Annotated in this window: 13 protein-coding genes and 1 tRNA gene; 8 read left to right on the forward strand and 6 right to left on the reverse strand. The window is 59.9% G+C overall.

The genetic code is table 11. The features are described from left to right. Positions 1–48: 48 nt before the first annotated feature. From rpoC to ACZ5YV_RS08880, 3 genes are all read left to right on the forward strand, one after another. Positions 49–4,305, forward strand: coding sequence for a DNA-directed RNA polymerase subunit beta' (gene rpoC, locus ACZ5YV_RS08870; RefSeq protein WP_464787305.1), 4,257 nt, complete (start codon positions 49–51; stop codon positions 4,303–4,305). A 212-nt stretch (positions 4,306–4,517) separates the two neighbouring features. Beyond that, positions 4,518–4,591 (forward strand) — tRNA-Gln (locus ACZ5YV_RS08875). Between the two features lie 87 nt (positions 4,592–4,678). Continuing rightward, entirely contained in the window at positions 4,679–5,068 is a 390-nt protein-coding gene (locus ACZ5YV_RS08880; RefSeq protein ID WP_464787306.1) for a hypothetical protein, read from the forward strand. 56 nt (positions 5,069–5,124) lie between these two features. Here ACZ5YV_RS08880 and ACZ5YV_RS08885 read toward each other — a convergent pair whose 3' ends face one another. Beyond that, positions 5,125–5,802, reverse strand: a complete 678-nt coding sequence (locus ACZ5YV_RS08885) for a TetR/AcrR family transcriptional regulator (protein WP_449473910.1) — start codon at positions 5,800–5,802, stop codon at positions 5,125–5,127. 237 nt (positions 5,803–6,039) lie between these two features. On the opposite strand from ACZ5YV_RS08885, the gene ACZ5YV_RS08890 reads away from it, so the two are divergent. After that, the gene (locus ACZ5YV_RS08890) at positions 6,040–6,621 is read left to right on the forward strand and encodes a nitroreductase family protein (RefSeq protein ID WP_464787307.1); all 582 of its coding nucleotides are present in this window, start codon (positions 6,040–6,042) and stop codon (positions 6,619–6,621) included. 155 nt (positions 6,622–6,776) lie between these two features. Here ACZ5YV_RS08890 and ACZ5YV_RS08895 read toward each other — a convergent pair whose 3' ends face one another. From ACZ5YV_RS08895 to ACZ5YV_RS08910, 4 genes are all read right to left on the reverse strand, one after another. Then, a complete protein-coding gene (locus tag ACZ5YV_RS08895) occupies positions 6,777–7,178 on the reverse strand; it encodes a VOC family protein (RefSeq protein ID WP_464787308.1) in 402 nt (133 codons plus the stop codon). A 49-nt stretch (positions 7,179–7,227) separates the two neighbouring features. Next, entirely contained in the window at positions 7,228–9,963 is a 2,736-nt protein-coding gene (locus tag ACZ5YV_RS08900; protein WP_464787309.1) for a TonB-dependent receptor, read from the reverse strand. 112 nt (positions 9,964–10,075) lie between these two features. Further along, positions 10,076–11,143, reverse strand: a complete 1,068-nt coding sequence (locus ACZ5YV_RS08905; protein ID WP_464787310.1) for a hypothetical protein — start codon at positions 11,141–11,143, stop codon at positions 10,076–10,078. 239 nt (positions 11,144–11,382) lie between these two features. Continuing rightward, positions 11,383–11,859 carry an Lrp/AsnC family transcriptional regulator gene (locus ACZ5YV_RS08910; protein ID WP_449473921.1) on the reverse strand — a complete coding sequence of 159 codons (477 nt, stop codon included), beginning with the start codon at positions 11,857–11,859 and terminating at the stop codon, positions 11,383–11,385. Between the two features lie 116 nt (positions 11,860–11,975). On the opposite strand from ACZ5YV_RS08910, the gene alr reads away from it, so the two are divergent. Together alr and ACZ5YV_RS08920 are read left to right on the forward strand one after the other, a co-directional pair. Beyond that, positions 11,976–13,106 (forward strand): alanine racemase, encoded by a 1,131-nt coding sequence (gene alr, locus ACZ5YV_RS08915; protein WP_464787311.1) that lies wholly within the window; start codon positions 11,976–11,978, stop codon positions 13,104–13,106. Next, positions 13,103–14,356 carry a D-amino acid dehydrogenase gene (locus ACZ5YV_RS08920; RefSeq protein ID WP_464787312.1) on the forward strand — a complete coding sequence of 418 codons (1,254 nt, stop codon included), beginning with the start codon at positions 13,103–13,105 and terminating at the stop codon, positions 14,354–14,356. Before alr ends, ACZ5YV_RS08920 begins: the two co-directional genes overlap by 4 nt. A 93-nt stretch (positions 14,357–14,449) precedes the next feature. Here ACZ5YV_RS08920 and ACZ5YV_RS08925 read toward each other — a convergent pair whose 3' ends face one another. After that, positions 14,450–16,090 carry an FAD-binding protein gene (locus ACZ5YV_RS08925; RefSeq protein ID WP_464787313.1) on the reverse strand — a complete coding sequence of 547 codons (1,641 nt, stop codon included), beginning with the start codon at positions 16,088–16,090 and terminating at the stop codon, positions 14,450–14,452. Positions 16,091–16,299: 209 nt separating this feature from the next. On the opposite strand from ACZ5YV_RS08925, the gene ACZ5YV_RS08930 reads away from it, so the two are divergent. Together ACZ5YV_RS08930 and glpK are read left to right on the forward strand one after the other, a co-directional pair. After that, positions 16,300–17,091, forward strand: coding sequence for an SDR family NAD(P)-dependent oxidoreductase (locus ACZ5YV_RS08930; RefSeq protein ID WP_464787314.1), 792 nt, complete (start codon positions 16,300–16,302; stop codon positions 17,089–17,091). A gap of 125 nt (positions 17,092–17,216) precedes the next feature. Beyond that, positions 17,217–18,698, forward strand: a complete 1,482-nt coding sequence (gene glpK / locus ACZ5YV_RS08935) for a glycerol kinase GlpK (RefSeq protein ID WP_464787315.1) — start codon at positions 17,217–17,219, stop codon at positions 18,696–18,698. The last annotated feature ends 16 nt before the right edge of the window (positions 18,699–18,714 follow it).

Genomic DNA, 18,714 nt, shown 5'->3' on the forward strand with positions numbered 1-18,714 from the left:
TCCCCTTCCTTCGCCCCGAAAAATTTACCCTCTAGAGGGATTTGAATTATGAACGAACTGACGAACTTCGCGAACCCGGTCCAGAAGGCCGAAACCTTCGACCAGATCCAGATCGGCCTCGCCTCACCTGAGCGCATCCGGTCGTGGTCCTTCGGCGAAATCAAGAAGCCGGAAACCATCAACTATCGCACGTTCAAGCCCGAGCGTGACGGCCTGTTCTGCGCGCGCATCTTCGGTCCGATCAAGGACTATGAGTGCCTGTGCGGCAAGTATAAGCGCATGAAATACAAGGGCATCGTCTGCGAAAAGTGCGGTGTCGAAGTCACTGTGTCGAAGGTCCGCCGCGAGCGCATGGGCCATATCGAACTGGCCGCCCCTGTCGCGCACATCTGGTTCCTGAAGTCGCTGCCCTCGCGCATCGGCCTGCTGCTCGACATGCAGCTCAAGCAGCTTGAGCGCGTGCTGTATTTCGAAAGCTACATCGTCACCGAGCCGGGCCTGACCCCGCTTGAGAAGTTCCAGCTTCTGAACGAAGATGAACTGCTCGACGCGCAGGACGAATATGGCGAAGACGCCTTCTCCGCCGGGATTGGCGCGGAAGCGGTCAAGCAGATGCTGATGGACCTCGACCTCGAGGGCGAGAAGCAGGCGCTGCTCGACGAGCTGGCCGTCACCAAGTCGGAACTCAAGCCCAAGAAGATCATCAAGCGCCTCAAGGTCGTCGAGAGCTTCCTGGAATCGGGCAACCGTCCCGAATGGATGATCCTGGACGTCGTGCCGGTCATCCCGCCGGAACTGCGCCCGCTGGTGCCGCTGGACGGCGGCCGCTTCGCGACCTCGGACCTGAACGATCTCTATCGCCGCGTCATCAACCGCAACAACCGCCTGAAGCGGCTGATGGAACTGCGCGCGCCGGACATCATCGTCCGCAACGAAAAGCGCATGTTGCAGGAAGCCGTCGACGCCCTGTTCGACAATGGTCGTCGTGGCCGCGTCATCACCGGCGCCAACAAGCGTCCGCTCAAGTCGCTGTCCGACATGCTCAAGGGCAAGCAGGGCCGCTTCCGTCAGAACCTCCTCGGCAAGCGCGTCGATTATTCGGGCCGTTCGGTCATCGTGACCGGCCCGGAACTCAAGCTGCACCAGTGCGGCCTGCCCAAGAAGATGGCGCTCGAACTGTTCAAGCCCTTCATCTACGCCCGCCTCGACGCCAAGGGTCTGTCCATGACCCTGAAGCAGGCCAAGAAGTGGGTTGAGAAGGAGCGCAAGGAAGTCTGGGACATCCTGGACGAGGTGATCCGCGAGCACCCGGTCATGCTGAACCGCGCGCCGACGCTTCACCGCTTGGGCATCCAAGCGTTCGAGCCGGTGCTGATCGAAGGCAAGGCGATCCAGCTGCACCCGCTCGTCTGCTCGGCCTTCAACGCCGACTTCGACGGTGACCAGATGGCCGTCCACGTTCCGCTGAGCCTTGAAGCCCAGCTGGAAGCGCGCGTGCTGATGATGTCGACCAACAACATCCTCTCGCCCGCGAACGGCAAGCCGATCATCGTCCCCTCGCAGGACATGGTGCTGGGTATCTATTACCTGTCCATGGAACGCGAAGGCGAGCCCGGTGAAGGCATGCTGCTGGCCGACATGCAGGAGGTCCACCAGGCTCTCTATGCCAAGGCTGTGACCCTGCACTCGAAGATCATCAGCCGTGTGCCGCAGACCGACGAAGCCGGTCAGCAGTATATGAAGCGGTTCGAGACCACGCCGGGCCGCATGCTGCTGGGCGAATGTCTGCCCAAGTCGCACAAGGTCCCCTTCGACGTCGTCAACCGCCTTCTCACCAAGAAGGAAATCGGGGACGTCATCGATCAGGTCTATCGTCATACCGGCCAGAAGGACACGGTGCTGTTCGCCGACGCCATCATGGCGCTGGGATTCCGCCACGCGTTCCAGGCCGGCATTTCGTTCGGCAAGGACGACATGGTCATTCCGGACTCAAAGGAAGGCACCGTCGCCGAAACCAAGGCGCTGGTGGCTGACTATGAGCAGCAATATCAGGACGGCCTGATCACGCAGCAGGAAAAGTACAACAAGGTTATCGACGCCTGGAGCCGTTGCGGCGACGTGGTGGCGAACGCCATGATGGACGAGATCCGCGCCCAGCCCAAGGACCCGCAGACCGGCCGCATGGCCCAGATCAACTCGATCTACATGATGGCGCACTCCGGTGCCCGTGGTTCGCAAGCCCAGATGAAGCAGCTCGCCGGTATGCGCGGCCTGATGGCCAAGCCTTCGGGCGAGATCATCGAAACGCCGATCATCTCGAACTTCAAGGAAGGTCTGACCGTCCTTGAGTACTTCAACTCCACCCACGGCGCCCGTAAGGGTCTGGCCGACACCGCGCTCAAGACGGCAAACTCAGGTTACCTGACCCGCCGTCTGGTCGACGTCAGCCAAGACTGCACCATCGTCGAGGAAGATTGCGGCACCGAAAAGGCGCTGGAGATGAAGGCCATCGTTCAGGGCGGCTCGGTCATCGCTTCGCTGGGTGAACGCATCCTGGGCCGCACCACGGCGCAGGACATTGTCGACAGCAAGGATGGCAGCATCGTCATCCCGATCGGCACCCTGCTCGACGAGCCCATGATCGCACAGATCGAGGCTATCGGCACCCAGGCGGTGAAGATCCGCAGCCCGCTGATCTGCGAAAGCCGGATGGGCGTGTGCGGCAAATGCTACGGCCGTGACCTCGCCCGTGGTACGCCGGTCAATATCGGTGAAGCGGTCGGCGTCATCGCGGCGCAGTCCATCGGTGAACCGGGCACGCAGCTCACCATGCGTACCTTCCACATCGGCGGCGCGGCGAACTTTAACGAAACGTCGAACCTGGAAGCCCTGTCGGACGGCACGATCGAGCTGCGCGACATGCCGACCATCACCGACAAGAACGGTCGTCGCCTGTCGCTCGCCCGCAATGGCGAGATCGCGATCATCGACTCCGAAGGTCGCGAACGCGAAACGCACCGTCTGCCTTACGGCGCCACCATCCTGTTCGCGGATGGCGACACCGTGAAAAAGGGTGAGCGCTTTGCCGAGTGGGATCCGTTCACCATGCCGGTGATCACGGAAAAGCCGGGCATCGTGAAATATGTCGACCTGATCGACAACAAGACGCTGACCGAGCAAACCGACGAAGCCACCGGCATCGCCCAGCGCGTCGTCATCGAGCATCGCGGTTCCGCCCGTACCAAGGAAGATCTGCGTCCGCGCCTCACCCTGCTCGACGATCAGTCGGGCGAAGCCGCTCGCTACATGCTGGCGGTGGGTGCGACCCTGTCGGTCGATGACGGCGCGCAGGTTCAGGCCGGTGACGTGCTGGCGCGTGTTTCTCGCGAAGCTGCGAAGACCCGCGACATCACCGGCGGTCTGCCGCGCGTCGCCGAACTGTTCGAAGCTCGCAAGCCCAAGGACAATGCGATCATTGCCAAGGTGTCGGGCCGCGTTCAGTTCCTCAAGGATTACAAGGCGAAGCGCAAGATCGCCATCAATCCCGAGGATGGCGGCGAGCCAGTCGAATATCTGATCCCCAAGAGCAAGGTCATCGACGTTCAGGAAGGCGACTTCGTGAAGCGCGGCGATAACCTGATCGGCGGTTCGCCCGATCCGCATGACATTCTGGAAGTTCTCGGCATCGAACCGCTGGCCGAATATCTGGTCGCGGAAATCCAGGAAGTCTATCGCTTGCAGGGCGTGAAGATCAACGACAAGCACATCGAAACGATCGTTCGTCAGATGCTGCAAAAGGTCGAGATCATCGAGTCCGGCGACACCACCCTGCTGGTGGGCGAGCAGATCGACCGCGAGGAAATGGACGAGATCAACGCCAAGCTCCAGCCCGGCTTCGCACCCGCTGCTGGCAAGCCGGTGCTACTCGGCATCACCAAGGCCTCGCTGCAGACGCGTTCGTTCATCTCGGCGGCCTCCTTCCAGGAAACCACCCGCGTCCTCACGGAAGCGGCAGTTCAGGGCAAGAAGGACACGCTGGTTGGCCTCAAGGAAAACGTCATCGTCGGCCGCCTCATCCCGGCGGGTACTGGTGCGGGCATGAACCGCATGCGCGTTGCCGCCTCGTCGCGTGACGCGGCGATGCGCGCCGCCCTGCGGGCGTCGAGCCAGGTTGACCTGATCGCCCCCAAGACGGCCGCTGCCGAGCATGCCGCCGAACTGGCACAGGGTCCGGAAGCCGCCATCGGCGACGATCCGCTTGCCGTGGTCCAGGGTGAGGATTTCACCACCCAGGATCTCGACTGAAGCTTTGAAATGAAGGGAGCTGCTTCCTATATCAGAAGCGGCTCCCAAGCCTGTCTACCCCGCAAGGGATGATGAATGAGCCCGCCGGACGAATATGCGACCGGCGGGCTTTTCCTAACCGAAGTATGCGGCATTTTCCGGCGCAAGCCCCTTGACCAGCCGATCCAACCAGCTTATTTGCGCGCTTCCGATGCGGGCTACACCCGCCTTGGTGCCCGATCCTCTAATGGTAAGAGAGCGGACTCTGACTCCGTCAATCAAGGTTCGAATCCTTGTCGGGCATCCAAACATTCGGCAATCTAGAAAATTTAAGCCATATATGAACTTGGCCATCGCTGGTGCTCGGCGGAGGCATTGGGCTTGATGACTGATCGTGGTCGAAGCAAATGGTCGAGGGGTGCCTGACGCGATCCCTCCATCTGGCGACAAGGGAGCATCATCAGTGGCATCACAATCAAGCGAGCAAGCCGCTCTTCCTGTTCACGAAATATCAGAAACTGACTTCTACGCGGACCTGAGACATTGGCGCACCAACATCCGGCCATGTCACCGGCCGGAAAATGTCCGCGTCATCTCACTGGACGGCCTGGCACTCATCGGACCCGATGATCAAGGCAATGCGTATCTGAATGGGCAACGCCTATATACAGCACGCCGCTTCGCTTGGCAGGAACGGTTGATTGCAGGATTGCTCGCGCTGTCGGCTATCGTCGGCGCTGTCGCCGCCTCCTGCACAGCCTGGGCAGACTTGCATCCACTTTAATCTCCTGATGTGGGGCCGCGGCCAAGAGCTCCTGCTCCCGGCCCCACGCTATACCGTCACGCAGCCGGGCGAAGCCCTCTCACCTCTTCGGGAGTGATGGTCTTGGCAAGATTGATCAGAGATTTCACGGCAAAGGCCTTGAGCTGCGGCATCTTGGCCTCCCACGGCTTGCCATATCCCGCCAATATCGTTGACCCTTCGATCGACGTGTTGATGAACAGGGTCACGATGTCGACTTCCTCCGTGGAAAGCGCCGGGTTGAGTTCGGCGACATAGGAAGCCATCAGATTGTGCATATACTGATTGACCATCTCGACCCGTTCCGCGACGAACTGATTGTGGTTCGCCATCGCCCACAATTCGGTAAACAGGTGGGTCATCTTCTTCGTCTTCGTTTCGTCGAAGGTACCCCCAATGACCAGCGCGAGCGCTTCTTCGGCAGGTAAGCCCTTATTGGTAAGGCTGACTCTCGCCTCGCCCACGGTTGGGCTGAGCAGTTCGTCAAGTAGCACCTGAACCAGCATTTCCTTACGCGGGAAATGACGGCTCACATTTCCAACCTTCATCCCACATTCGGCGGCAATCCGGCGAAGGGTGAACGCCGACGCGCCCTCATCGACGAGAACGTGCAACGCGGCCTTGAGAATTGCATCGACCGTGTCGGAACCCCGGGAATATACTCCCGGGCGAGGAGGAGCGACAAGCTTGGCCTTTTTCACCTTAAGATCAGTCATACTCCCCCGTAGCGCTGGTTTGAATTGATGAAAAGTTCTGCTCGCATGCCATCTGCGGAAAGCCCCCGGGCAACCATGATCAATAGTAACCGCAGAACATAATGGTCCGAAGCGCGATCCTGCGATCTTCGCCCCATCAGGACGTTGACATACGACAACTTTTAGTCAAGCGTTTCCGGTGAGCTGCGGCGATAAGTCTGCGCGCAATCCATTTCGTTGCAAAGGACACTTAAAGACATGACGCTCAACCGGGAAACCGATACGGCCCTCGACCCTTTGTTTCTAAATCGCTGGTCGCCGCGCGCCTTTGATGGCTCCGTCATGCCCGCTGACGATCTGCGCACCATATTGGATGCCGGACGCTGGGCGCCCTCTTCCTTCAATTATCAGCCCTGGCGCTTTCTCTATGCGACGCGTGACGATGCCGCCAATTGGGCGCGCTTCCTTGATCTGCTGATTCCGTTCAACGCGATCTGGGCCAAGGAAGCCTCGGTACTTCTGTTCATCCTGAGCGAAACGACGATGGGATCACCGGACAAGCCCAGCCATTCGCACAGCTTTGACGCTGGCGCCGCCTGGTCGGCCATAGCGCTGCAATCGACCCTGATTGGCTATCACGCCCATGGCATGGTCGGGATCGATATGGACAAAACCAGGACGGAGCTGGGCGTTCCGGACGGGTTCCGGATAGAGGCCGCCGTAGCGATTGGCCGGATGGGTGACCCCGCGTCTCTTCCTGAAAAGCTGCAATCGCGCGAAGAACCCAGCAACCGCAAGCCTCTCGAAGAAATTGCCTATTCCGGCAACTTCCGCGGCTGACTTGAAACTGCGGCGCCGGTCATTGATCGACAAGCGCCGTTATGAAAGTTGGGGGAGGCACCATGTACCTCCCCCTTCCACCTGATCCGGACGCCTTCAGGCGCTGGATGTCACGAGATGATCGCTCACATTTGCACGCGTGATGACCACGCGCCTCACATGAGTTGGACGACCTCGATCAAATTGCCTTCGACGTCTTTGACGAAGGCTACGTGTACGCCATGTTCGGGCTCCGGATGAGCAGCCACGACCACAACACCACCTGCGGCGGCGGCGCTTTCCACGAACCGGTGGATATCATCGGCGATGAACCCCAGGATAACCGACTCTGTGGCCGATTTTTCAACGTCGAGGAATTTCGTCAGGGTGAAGTTCCCCGTGCCCGGCGGATTTGACCTGAAGTACAGTTCCCGAATGGGACGCCCTGCGATTTCCGCATCGGCCTGCGCTTCCTCGATCAGGCCGCATACGGCGCCATAGAACGCCGCAACCTTGTCAAGATCCTGCACGATCAGCTTGGTGAAACCTAAAGGAACTACATTATTCACATCTGACATATTCATCGCTCTTCATTTTTAAGCATATTCAACCCTTCGGAACTTCAAGTCATTTTCCGAATGAGTAACGTAGACGAACCCCGTACATTCTGGGTTCGCCGTATAATGTCGCAGTAAAGAACTGGCTGTTATAGGTGTTGCTGTTGCTGACACGATACAGCTTGTTCGTCAGGTTGGTGGCGTAGAAGCCTACGTCCACACGGCTACCTGCAACATTCCGCCAGTCCAGCGACAGGTTCAGCGTTCCGAATGGTTCAAGCCGCTCGCCCGGCTGATCCCCAGGCAAGCTGGTCCCCGCCGTATGCTGCGCCGAGGTGTGTGAATAGTTGACGAACATCGCAAGTGTGCCGAGATCGCCGCCAAGCGGCTGCTCGGCGGACACGTGGAAGCTGTAGATGTACGGCGACACATATTGGAACGGTATGCAGGTCAGGTTCACAGTCGCCGGAGCACTGATGATGTTGCCGGTGCAGTCCTCGGTCGGGCTGCTCGGTGCGAACTCATATTTCTTATATTTGGCATCTGTATAGCTGAACGTACCGCCGATCTCGACACCCGGAATCGGTCGCAGAGACGCTTCCGCCTCTATACCCTGGATGCGCGCATCTGCGGAAAGAACCCTTGCGCCAGCTGCACCGGTGGTGGGATTGAAGTCGCCGGTCGCGCGCTGAATGCCCTTATAGGTCAGATAATAATAGGTAGCGTTTAGCCGAAGCGGCATGCCCGCCAGTCGCACATCCGACTTAAAGCCCGCTTCATAGGATGTGACGAACTCCGGCGGGAAAGTACGAGTGGTGGTAAACACCGCATTGGCGTTTATCCCACCGGCCTTGTAGCCACGGCTAATCTTGCCGTAGACAAGAAGCTCAGGCGAGAATCTGTAATCTACACCAATGTTCCAGGTCGGCTCATTGGTCTTCAGATTCGCATCAAATGAGCAACCGGCAGCGTCTGGTGCGATTGTATTGTCGGCAAAGCAGAAGAATGCCCCTGGAGCGATTACCTGATACAAACCCGCCGAGCCGCTGACCCTATCCCAAGTGTACCGAATACCGCCAGTGACTTTGAGGTTCTGCAATGCAAGCGAAACCAATCCCAAATCCAGCGTCGACTGCGCGTATAGTGCTTTCGACGTATTGGTGATCGCATATCTTATGTCATACACGCCGCAAACCAATGGGTTACCCGTGAACAAAGCTGGACAGAAACCAGTTGCCCCCGCCCCCTGAGTCCCGGCCGGACGCTGATCATAGTAGAATGCGCCTGCGGTAAAGGTGAGCAGCTTGTCAAACAAATCACCCTGAAGCTGCAATTCCTCGGTGAAAACCTTGATATCATCTCGCGGCAGGCGCGTCGGCGAAGCATTGTCGTAGATGATCGGAGTACCGTCACCGGGCAAAGTAACTACGCCGGGAGCCGGATAGCTTCTTGGATCGCCATCATCGAACTGGAAGATGGTGCCATCACTGTCGACGCTATATGTCGTCTTGAAGCGTTGATAACTGATGATGTTACGCAGCGTCAGTTCTTCGTTCAAATTGAGCGTGGAAGTATTGGTGACACCCCAGGTCTTCGTCCTTTGAAACGAATTGGTGCCATGCGCTGTTTGTCTGGGTCCACGGGCGGCTGCTTCCGCGCTAGCCGCCCTGTAGACGTCGCACGATGCGCTAAAGCCGGGGATTGTCGGTCCTTCAACGCAGAAAGGAAGGCCGACAAAGCTCGTGGCCGCGAGTCCCGCAACGTTGAGATGCGTGTTGACCGTGCCGGTCCCATGGGTCCGGGAATTAGCCCCATAGGCCATGGTGTAATTTTCGAAATTCTCGGTCGGCCGCAGAGTCAGTCCAACGCGCCCTGAATACCAGTGCAAATTATCGCGATCGGTGTTCCAGACGACATCCCGCGTGTAGCCATCACGATCCTGATAGGCTCCGGCCACCCGCAGCAGAACCTTGTCATCCACGATCGGGACGTTGATCGCGCCTTCAAGCTCCTTGTTGTCGTAATTGCCGAACTTGCCCTGAACATAGCCTTCAAAGTCGTTTGTCGGCTTTTTGGGGACCAGCAGCACCGCGCCACCAGTCGTGTTACGTCCAAACAAGGTTCCTTGCGGGCCGTTCAGGACCTGGACATTCTCCAGATCTACGAAATTACCGGCACCGCCTTGTTGAGGAATTGAAATCGGTGCGGGCAGCGGCACTTCGTTCAGATAAACGACCACGCCCGGCGACGCCTGGAAGGTCGCACCCTGCCCTCGGATCGTAAAGCTTTGCGCTTCACGTGAGGGATTGCCGTTGTTGCCGACCACCAGCGACGGAACCGTCGCCTGCAAATTTTGCGGCTGCGTTATGCCTTGCTGCTGGAGACGCTCTGGCGAAAATGCCGTAATCGCGATGGGAACGTCCTGCGCGCGCTCGTCACGGCGCTGCGCGGTAACGACGATTTCATCCGGGCCTGAGTTCGCGCTCGAACCAGCGCCCGATTGGGCCTGGGCTTGCGCGGCACCGGCGATCCAAAGCGCCGTCATCCCGGACGCGTACAGAATCTTCATTCCATGTTGAACTGTTCGCATCATTGCTACTCCCCTTTTTGTAGCAATGTCCCTATCCAGCAGGACATCGCGGTAACAGGCACTGTAATATTTACCGGTTCGTCGGCGATCGGGATTTATGTTCTTCCGATCAGCGCATTGGCTGACCGATCCCAATTCGGCCATGCGCGATAGTTGACGCATTTCAACCATTGTCAAGACGAAATCCTGGCGATCCGATCCGACGGAAAATTGCATTTACGGCTGGCATCATGGACGGCACGCAGCATCGCATGCCCCGAAACGCAAATGGCGAGCCGTTCCCGGCCCGCCATTCGTTTGTACCTTATGATGTGCTGACGATCCGCTATCAGGCGGCGAGCGGCGCCTCGTTCATGTCAGCCGGAATGTTCGCCGGACCGTTCACGGCGAACACCTGGCTGAGCATGCCGATGAACGCGCGATCAGTCATCGGATCAGTGGGCGTTTCGAACTGAGCGCCACGGTTGCGGGCTTCGTCCATCAGCATGTTCAAAGCCTGGTCGTGCGTGATGTCGTCCGTGTGGTCGAACGTCCGCTTCAGGTCGGCCATATCCATGAACACTCGCGCGCCCCAGTGAACCAACAGGCGCACTTCATCTGCCGGCAGCTGCTGATTGACCACGCCGTTGGTCTCGATCCGCCAACCGCCATCGACCGTCGGATCGGGTGCCATCACGCTGCTGATATCCAGACCTTCGGAACGACGCATCGCAAGCGGGCCGGTCGCCTGAGCATGGTGGAACATCATTTCGTTCTCGGCAACGACCGCGCGACCCCACATAGGCGCGGTGATCTGCTTGGGCTCCCCACGCGGACCATCCGGCCAATAGTTGAATCCGCCGCCGATATTGCCCTTATAATACCAGCCGGTGACCTGCATCTTCTTGCTGCGCCATTGTTCGAACATGCGAGACTTGGCCATCGTCAATAGAAGCCAGAGCGGCGCGTTTTCCATGGTCATTCCGCGGAAGACCGTGCCATCGAGATGCGGCGGCCCACCGATGAGGGTCGGCCCCTGAATGTTGATCAGAAACGTCTCTGGCTCGGCATATTTGGCGCCCCAATAGTTGCGCGACATTTCGAGGAACTTGGAGTTATAATAGCAGTCGTTCAGTTCAGGATAGAAGCATACACCCTGACGGGCGATATACCCCCGGAACGTCCCGCTGCCTTGCAGGATCATATCCCAGGTCAGCGTGAACCCTTCAGGAATGGTGCCGCCGGTCGTGGCTATGACTTCTTCGGGAGACTTGAAGTTTTCGGCGAGAATGAGCGGCCATGGGCCATTCTCCCGCACAACCTTGAATATCCGCTGACGCTGATCTTCCGTATAGGCGTTTTCGATTACGTAAGGCGGCGCTACCGGACGGAACTGGTCGGCAAAATCGGTAGTCATCAGGCACTCCATTGATAAACTGGACGTCGCCTCACTCCAATCGCCCGGAAATGCCGTTGGCCCGCCGCGATTCGAGGGGATGCGCAACCAGATGTTGGACCATAAGTTGACGATCGTCAACTGTATCGAAAATTAGAAATATGTAATGATCGCGCCATTATTCCGCCTGAGCGGAAATGGCCGAAATGCTTGGCTATCGTCAACATAGGTGAGACGAAATGGCGAGGTTGGGTCCTGCCCTATCGGCCCCTCGGCCCTGTTGATCGCGGGCTCAGCGCATCGCGCATCGCGACGCTTGAGTTGATGCGCGCCACGCCCGGCATCCGGGACAGGATTTCGCTATGGATGATTTCATAGGCGGCAACACTTTCCGTTTCGACGCGCAGCCAATAATCCGTCCCGCCCGTCATCAGGAAGCATTCGCGGATTTCCGGGCATTGCCTGACGGCATGTTCAAAACGTGCCAGATAATCTTCGGTCTGCCTGTCGAGCGTCACCTGCACCAATATGTTCACGCTATTCTCACCGACCCGCAAGGGGCTGGTCAGCACCGTATAGCCGCGAATGACCCCCGCATCTTCCAACAGCTTGATCCGTCGGTGACAGCTTGACGGCGACAGCCCGACTTCCTCGGCAATCTCGGAATTGGGACGTCTTGCATTGAGCCTTAGCAAGCGCAGAATCGCGCGGTCAGTCTGATCCAGTCCCACGGCCATTGCATCCAATTCCTTCGCACATTCTTTCACGAATATCGAATTTGTAAAACATACTTCGTCACTTTGGGAGAAAAAGGCGCAAATCCACCTTTAGAAAATGCGTGAGGGGGATCGCTATGGGATCGCTGGATTGCGCGGGCGCGGTGTTACGCATCGATTTGGACGCCCTTGTGGAAAACTACCGCATCATCGCACGCCGCGTGGCACCTGCGGAGGTGGCTGGCGTCGTCAAGGCTGATGCCTATGGCACTGGCGCTTCGGCGGTAGCATCTGCTTTGCTAGACGCGGGTTGCCGCCGCTTCTTCGTGGCGCAACTAAGTGAGGCCCTGGCGCTCAAACCTGACCTCCCCGACCCGGTCCAGCTTTTCGTGCTCAACGGCCTTCAGCCCGGAGCCGAACGGCAGTGCCGGGACGCGGGCGCGACGCCCGTTCTCAATTCCCTCGATCAGATCAGGCGCTGGTCCAGCCTCGCACGGGCGGCAGGCCGCACCCTCCCCGCAGCGCTTCAGATCGACAGTGGCATGTCACGGCTCGGCCTTTCTCCGGACGAAGCGAAGGCGATTCTTGCTGACCGATCGCTCCTGAACGGCATCGACCTCGTGCTCATCATGAGCCACCTCGCCTGCGCCGACGATCCCTCTTCCGCCTTCAATGACAAGCAGGTCGTGGCCTTCAACGACTTTGCCCGCCATTTCCCCGGCGTTCCGCGTTCGTTGGATAATAGCGGCGGCAGTTTTCTCGATCATTCCCATTATGAGGTCGTGCGCGCCGGGATCGGGCTTTACGGCGGAGCGCCGCAGAACGGGTTCAATCCCATGCGCCCGGTCGTCTCGCTAGAGGCGCGGATCGCGCAGCTACGCACTGTCACTCCCGGAACAGGCGTCGGATATGGCCTCTCCCACACGGCAGAGCGCGTATCGCACATCGCGACCATCCCGGTCGGCTACGCGGACGGCTGGCCACGCCATCTCAGCAACCGTGGCGCGGCCTTCATCGGCAATATCAGGGTGCCGATCGTCGGCAGGGTGTCGATGGACAGCATCACGCTCGACGTGACGGACGTTCCCGACATGCTGCTCTATCCCGGTGCGCCTGTCGAACTGCTCGGCCACCATCAGTCGATCGACGATGTCGCGGCCGACGCGGGCACCATTTCCTACGAAATCCTCACCCAGCTCGGCCACCGATACGCTCGTGAATATCACGCCGCGCAGGCCATCGAGCAAAAGCGGAGTATGACAGCATGAAGGTCGCCATTCTGGGCAGCGGGGTCATCGGCGTAACTTCCGCCTGGTATCTCGCCAAGGCGGGCCATGAAGTCGTCGTGATCGACCGGCAGTCCGGCCCCGCGTTGGAAACCAGCTTCGGCAATGCCGGAGAGATTTCGCCGGGCTATGCTTCCCCCTGGGCCGCGCCGGGCATACCGATGAAGGCGCTGCGCTGGCTGTTCATGCAGCACGCACCGCTCATCCTTCGCCCGACATTCGACGCCGCCATGTGGCGCTGGATGGTGGCCATGCTCGGCAACTGCACGGAAAAGGCTTATGCGGTGAACAAGAGCCGCATGGTGCGCCTGGCCGAGTTCAGCCGCGATCAGCTCATCGCGCTCCGCCACGAAACGGGCATTGCCTATGATGAGCGGACACAGGGCACGCTCCAGCTGTTTCGGGAACAGAAGCAAATGGATGGCATCGGCAAGGATGTAGCCGTGCTGAAGGCCGATGGCGTTCCCTTCGAAATACTCGACCGGGCAGGCTGCATCGCGGCCGAACCGGGCCTTGCGAACAGCCAGTCGCCGATCGTGGGCGGCCTGCGCCTGCCCAATGACGAAACCGGCGACTGCTTCAAGTTCACCAACGCTCTTGCCGTCATGGCAGAGGAGGCAGGGGTCACATTCCTGCACGATCACAAGATCGAACGGCTCGTTACGGACAAGGGCGCGATCGATCATGTCGAAACCGACAAAGGACCGATCAAGGCGGATGCGTTCATCGTCGCGCTGGGCAGCTATTCCCCGCTGCTGGTGGCGCCGCTTGGGATCAAGCTGCCGGTCTATCCGGTAAAGGGCTATTCGATAACCGTTCCCATCACTGATGCGGAACGTGCGCCTGTTTCCACATTGCTGGATGAAAGCTTCAAGGTCGCGATCACCCGGCTTGGCGACCGCATCCGGGTTGGGGGAATGGCCGAGCTTTCAGGCTTCTCGACAAACCTGCCCGACAAGCGTCGCGACACGCTGGAATATTCGGTGGAGTCCCTATTCCCGGCGTCCGGCAATCTTGGCGACGCCAGCTTCTGGTCGGGCCTGCGTCCCATGACGCCAGATGGCACACCCGTCATCGGCCCTACGCATATGCCGAACCTCTATCTCAACACTGGCCACGGCACGCTTGGTTGGACCATGGCCTGTGGGTCCGGACATGTGATCGCGGACATTATTTCCAACCGGAAACCGGCAATCGAAACCGCCGATCTTGCCATAGCGCGATATCGCTAACGTCCGCGCGGGCATAGGACATGGCGCCGTCGTCTCGCATATCTACGCGACGACGGCGCCCATGCCCTAAAGATCGCTGGCCCGGCCCAATCTTTACGCAGCCGCAGCGGCGCTGTGCTGCCCTGCAATCCAGGCGAATACCATAGCCGGACCTAACGTCGCGCCCGCGCCGGGATAGGTCCTGCCCATAACCGGGGCCGCGCAGTTGCCTGCCGCGTAAAGCCCTTCGATGACGCTGCCGTCCGCGCGCAGCACCCGCGCATGTTCGTCGGCCATCAGTCCCCCCTTGGTGCTCAGGTCACCGGGGTAAAAGCGGGTCGCGTAAAATGGCGCCTTGTCGATGGGGCCGAAGGACGGGTTCGGCTGATTGCCGGGATCGCCATAATATTGGTCGTACACATTATCGCCACGACCGAAATCCTCATCGACGCCGGTTTTAGCCATGGCGTTCACGCGCTCGACCGTCCGGTTGAGGCCCGCCGCATCGATCCCGATTTTCGCGGCAAGCTGGTCAAGCGTTGGCGCCTTGATGAAGAAGCCTTTTTTCACCAGTTCTCCGTTCATCCCCGGCGGAGTGCCTCCGAAGAAATAGCGGCTGCGATAGCGGGCATCGAAGATCAGCCAGCTCGGCACCGCCGACACGGTCTTGTCACGGTCCAGCATGGCCCGCCCGGCGTTGACATAGGATGCCGCCTCGTTCGTGTAGCGCTGCCCCGAAGAATCGACGATGATCGATCCGGGCAAGGTGCGTTCCCAGATGCCGACATTGATGGTGCCATTCGGCAGGATCGACACGGGATACCATGTGGCAGCGTCCATCAGGGCGAGTTCAGCGCCGACCTCCGCGCCGATCTGGTGCGCATCGCCGGTATCGCCGGGGCTGGCCGGGCTCCATTCGCCGCTGACCTCCTGAAACTGCTTGCGATACTGGCTGTTCTTAGCGAATCCGCCGGTGGTCAGCAGCACGCCGCGCGGCGCCATGATCCGCCGTTCGGCTTCCCCCTCGCCGATCACGACGCCCACCACTTTATCGCCGTCCTGGATCAGCGACTTGAGCGGGCTGTCGAGAAGGACGGGTATGCCCAGACGCTGAACAATGACCATCAGCTGCCCCATCAACGTCCCGCCCAGGCACAACGGTTCGCGCCCGCGTACACGCCAGGCGGCCGTGCGCGCGATGATACCCATGAACCTGGAGAACGCCTTTAACGACCGCAACATCACCGGTATCACGGGCGCGTCATCGGTGCCCATCACCATCGCTGGGATGTCAGACCTACGCATCGTCTTGAGCCAGTCGCCCAGCTTTTTGCCGTCGAAGTTCACGCCTTCCAGCGTCCGGCCCACGCGCGCGCCCGGCTGATCCTGATGATAGTCGGGGTATCTTGGCGCCCGTACCCAGCCGAGGCCCTGCTGTTCCAGAGCCAGCACCATCTGCGGACCAACATTCAGATAGGCGACCTTGCGCTCTTTACTGCTCGCCGGGCCCACATCCCCGATGGTCGCTTCCATATAGGCAAGCGCTGCCTCGAAACTGTCTTCCACGCCGTCCCGCTCCATCAGCGGATTATTGGGTATCCAGACCCCGCCGCCAGAAAGCGCGCTCGTCCCGCCCCAACGGTCGGTCTTCTCGATAACTAGCGGATTGAGGCCGTTCAGCTTGGCGGCAATCGCGCCGACCAGGCCGCCCGCCCCACTTCCCACGACAATGAAATCAGCCTGATAATCGCGCAACGCTTTGCCCCTGTTTGTGTATTCGCCCAGGATTCCGCTGCAAAGCGACGCTTCCCGACATGCAGCGTCTATAGCTATCCGACGACGCAAGGGAAGCGTACGGGATAAATGGCGCCGGTGGACTTCCACAGGAGCGTCAATATAATCGCTGATGCCTGTTCGTCAGGTCTGCCCGCCCAACATGTCCAATAAATTGCAGGAGAGTGAGAATGTCCGACGACCGGCTGAACGGAAGGGTGGCTGTGATAACCGGCGGGGGCGATGGCATTGGCCTCGGCGTCGCTCGACGTTTTGCGCGCGCGGGCGCGGCGGTGATCATCGCCGAATTCGATGCAGGCAAGGGAACGGCTGCGGCAGATGCGATTGTCGCAGAGGGCGGCCGGGCGCGCTTCGTGCGCACCGACGTCACGGATCGCGCGCAGATGGAGGCGGCCGTGGATGCAGCTGTCGATCAGTTCGGCAGCATCGATATATTGGTCAACAACGCCTATCGCGGCCGGGGCTTTGCCCGCGCCGAAGCGATGGGCGACGAATATTTCCATGAATCCTTCGACATCAACCTGTTCGGTCCCAAATGGGCGATGATGCGCGCCTTTCCTCATATGAAAGCGAACGGCTGGGGGCGGATCATCAGCCTCTGTTCCCTGAACGGCGTCAACGCGCATATGGGGACTGCCGGTTATAATGTGGGCAAGGAAGCGCTTCGCACCCTTACCCGCACCGTGGCGCGGGAATGGGCCGGTTTTGGCATTTGCGCCAACATCATTTGCCCGGGCGCCGCATCCGCCTCGTTCAACCATTTCAAAGCACTTCAGCCCGAACTCGCCGCCGATGCCGAGCGAGCCAATCCGATGGGACGCATGGGCGACCCGGAAAAGGACATTGGCGGCGCAGCCTTGTTCCTGGCCAGTGAGGACGCGCGCTATGTCACCGGCAACACGCTGTTCGTGGACGGCGGAGGTCACATCAACGGCGTCAACTGGGTGCCCGATCTGCCCTGAGGCGCCAGGATGGATCGACCCTGCCTGCCCGCCGACTGACGCCCAGTCGCGAATGCAGAGTAGAATAATCCAAATTCTGTGAGATCATGGTCGGCATGGGGATGAACCGCAGGCGGAGGGGAAGAATGAAGGCGGTGCTCGCGATCGATCAGGGGACCACATCCACCCGGTCGCTGCTGATCGATGAAACAGCTACCGTGCGGAGCGCCGCGCAGATCGACTTGAAACAATATTATCCGGCCGACGGATGGGTCGAACATGATCCCGAAGCGATATGGCGCGACGTCGTGGCGACCGCGCGTAAGGCGTTGGACGAGGCGCATCGCACGGGGCTGGATGTCGCCGCCATCGGGATCGCCAACCAGCGTGAAACCTGCCTGCTGTGGGACCGTGAAAGCGGCCAGCCCATCCATCCGGCCATCGTCTGGCAGGACAGGCGCGGCGCGGACCTTTGCAGCCGGTTCATCGCGGATGGATATGAACCTGACGTCACGAGCCGCACCGGCCTTCTGCTCGATTCCTATTTTACGGCCAGCAAGCTTGCCTGGCTGCTCGAAACAATCCCCGGCGCGCGCGATCGCGCCGAAAAGGGGCAACTGGCCTTCGGCACCATCGACTGTTTCCTGCTGTGGCGCCTGACAGCGGGAAAGGTGCACGCGACAGACGCAACCAACGCCAGCCGCACCTTGCTGTTCGATATCGCCCGGATGACATGGTGCCCGGACCTGTGCCGAATGTTCGGCATCCCGATGCAGATATTGCCTGAAGTGCGTGAGAATGACTGCCTCTTCGGGACATCGGACAAGAATATCCTGGGTGTATCGCTGCCAATCGCTGGAATGGTCGGGGATCAACAGGCCGCATTGATCGGCCAGGGGTGCCTGAACAGAGGCGGCGCAAAGGTCACGCTGGGAACGGGCGGGTTCGCGATGCTCAACACAGGCGGGCAGATTTGCCGATCGGGGCACCGGATGCTGTCCACCGTCGCCTGCTATTCCAATAGAAGCGTCAGCTACGCGATCGAAGGCGCTTTCTTCGTTGCGGGTGCAGCCGTCAGATGGACGCGGGACAAGCTAGGCCTTGTCGCCACGGCCGCCGAGACCGAATCCATGGCGCGGTCCTTGCCCGATAATGGCGGCGTCTATCTCGTCCCCGCCTTTGTCGGCTTGGGCGCTCCGCACTGGAACCCACATGTAAGGGCGATGCTGACGGGAATGACCTTCGCCACGGGTCCTGAACATATCGTGCGTGCGGCGCTGGAATGCGTCGCCTACCAGAGCGCGGACCTGCTGAACGCCATGGCGCTCGACAGCGCCGTGCAGCCTGACGAGCTTAAAGTGGATGGCGGAATGGTGGCCAACGACTGGTTGTGCCAATTCCTCGCCGACATACTGGATCTCACGATCATCAGGCCCGCCAACATCGAAACCACGGCACTGGGCGCCGCCTTTCTCGCCGGAGCGGCAACGGGCGTCTGGACGGCGCTCCCCGAAGCCGTGTCGCGTGTAACGCCCGACCGGCGGTTTAGCGCCACACTGCCCGCTGTTCAGAGAGATCAGCTTATCGCCGGTTGGCGCGCCGCGGTTGGCCAGGCCATCTACCGCTGAGGAAGACAGATGTCGG

The organism is Sphingobium sp. TomTYG46 (assembly GCF_055396345.1).

Bases quoted from the DNA above. Each gene is read 5' to 3' on its own strand.
- rpoC (WP_464787305.1), top strand. From the start codon at position 49: ATGAACGAACTGACGAACTTCGCGAACCCGGTCCAGAAGGCCGAAACC.
- ACZ5YV_RS08885 (WP_449473910.1), bottom strand. From the start codon at position 5,802: ATGACTGATCTTAAGGTGAAAAAGGCCAAGCTTGTCGCTCCTCCTCGC.
- ACZ5YV_RS08890 (WP_464787307.1), top strand. From the start codon at position 6,040: ATGACGCTCAACCGGGAAACCGATACGGCCCTCGACCCTTTGTTTCTA.
- ACZ5YV_RS08895 (WP_464787308.1), bottom strand. From the start codon at position 7,178: ATGTCAGATGTGAATAATGTAGTTCCTTTAGGTTTCACCAAGCTGATC.
- ACZ5YV_RS08900 (WP_464787309.1), bottom strand. From the start codon at position 9,963: ATGCAATTTTCCGTCGGATCGGATCGCCAGGATTTCGTCTTGACAATG.
- ACZ5YV_RS08905 (WP_464787310.1), bottom strand. From the start codon at position 11,143: ATGACTACCGATTTTGCCGACCAGTTCCGTCCGGTAGCGCCGCCTTAC.
- ACZ5YV_RS08910 (WP_449473921.1), bottom strand. From the start codon at position 11,859: ATGGCCGTGGGACTGGATCAGACTGACCGCGCGATTCTGCGCTTGCTA.
- alr (WP_464787311.1), top strand. From the start codon at position 11,976: ATGGGATCGCTGGATTGCGCGGGCGCGGTGTTACGCATCGATTTGGAC.
- ACZ5YV_RS08920 (WP_464787312.1), top strand. From the start codon at position 13,103: ATGAAGGTCGCCATTCTGGGCAGCGGGGTCATCGGCGTAACTTCCGCC.
- ACZ5YV_RS08930 (WP_464787314.1), top strand. From the start codon at position 16,300: ATGTCCGACGACCGGCTGAACGGAAGGGTGGCTGTGATAACCGGCGGG.
- glpK (WP_464787315.1), top strand. From the start codon at position 17,217: ATGAAGGCGGTGCTCGCGATCGATCAGGGGACCACATCCACCCGGTCG.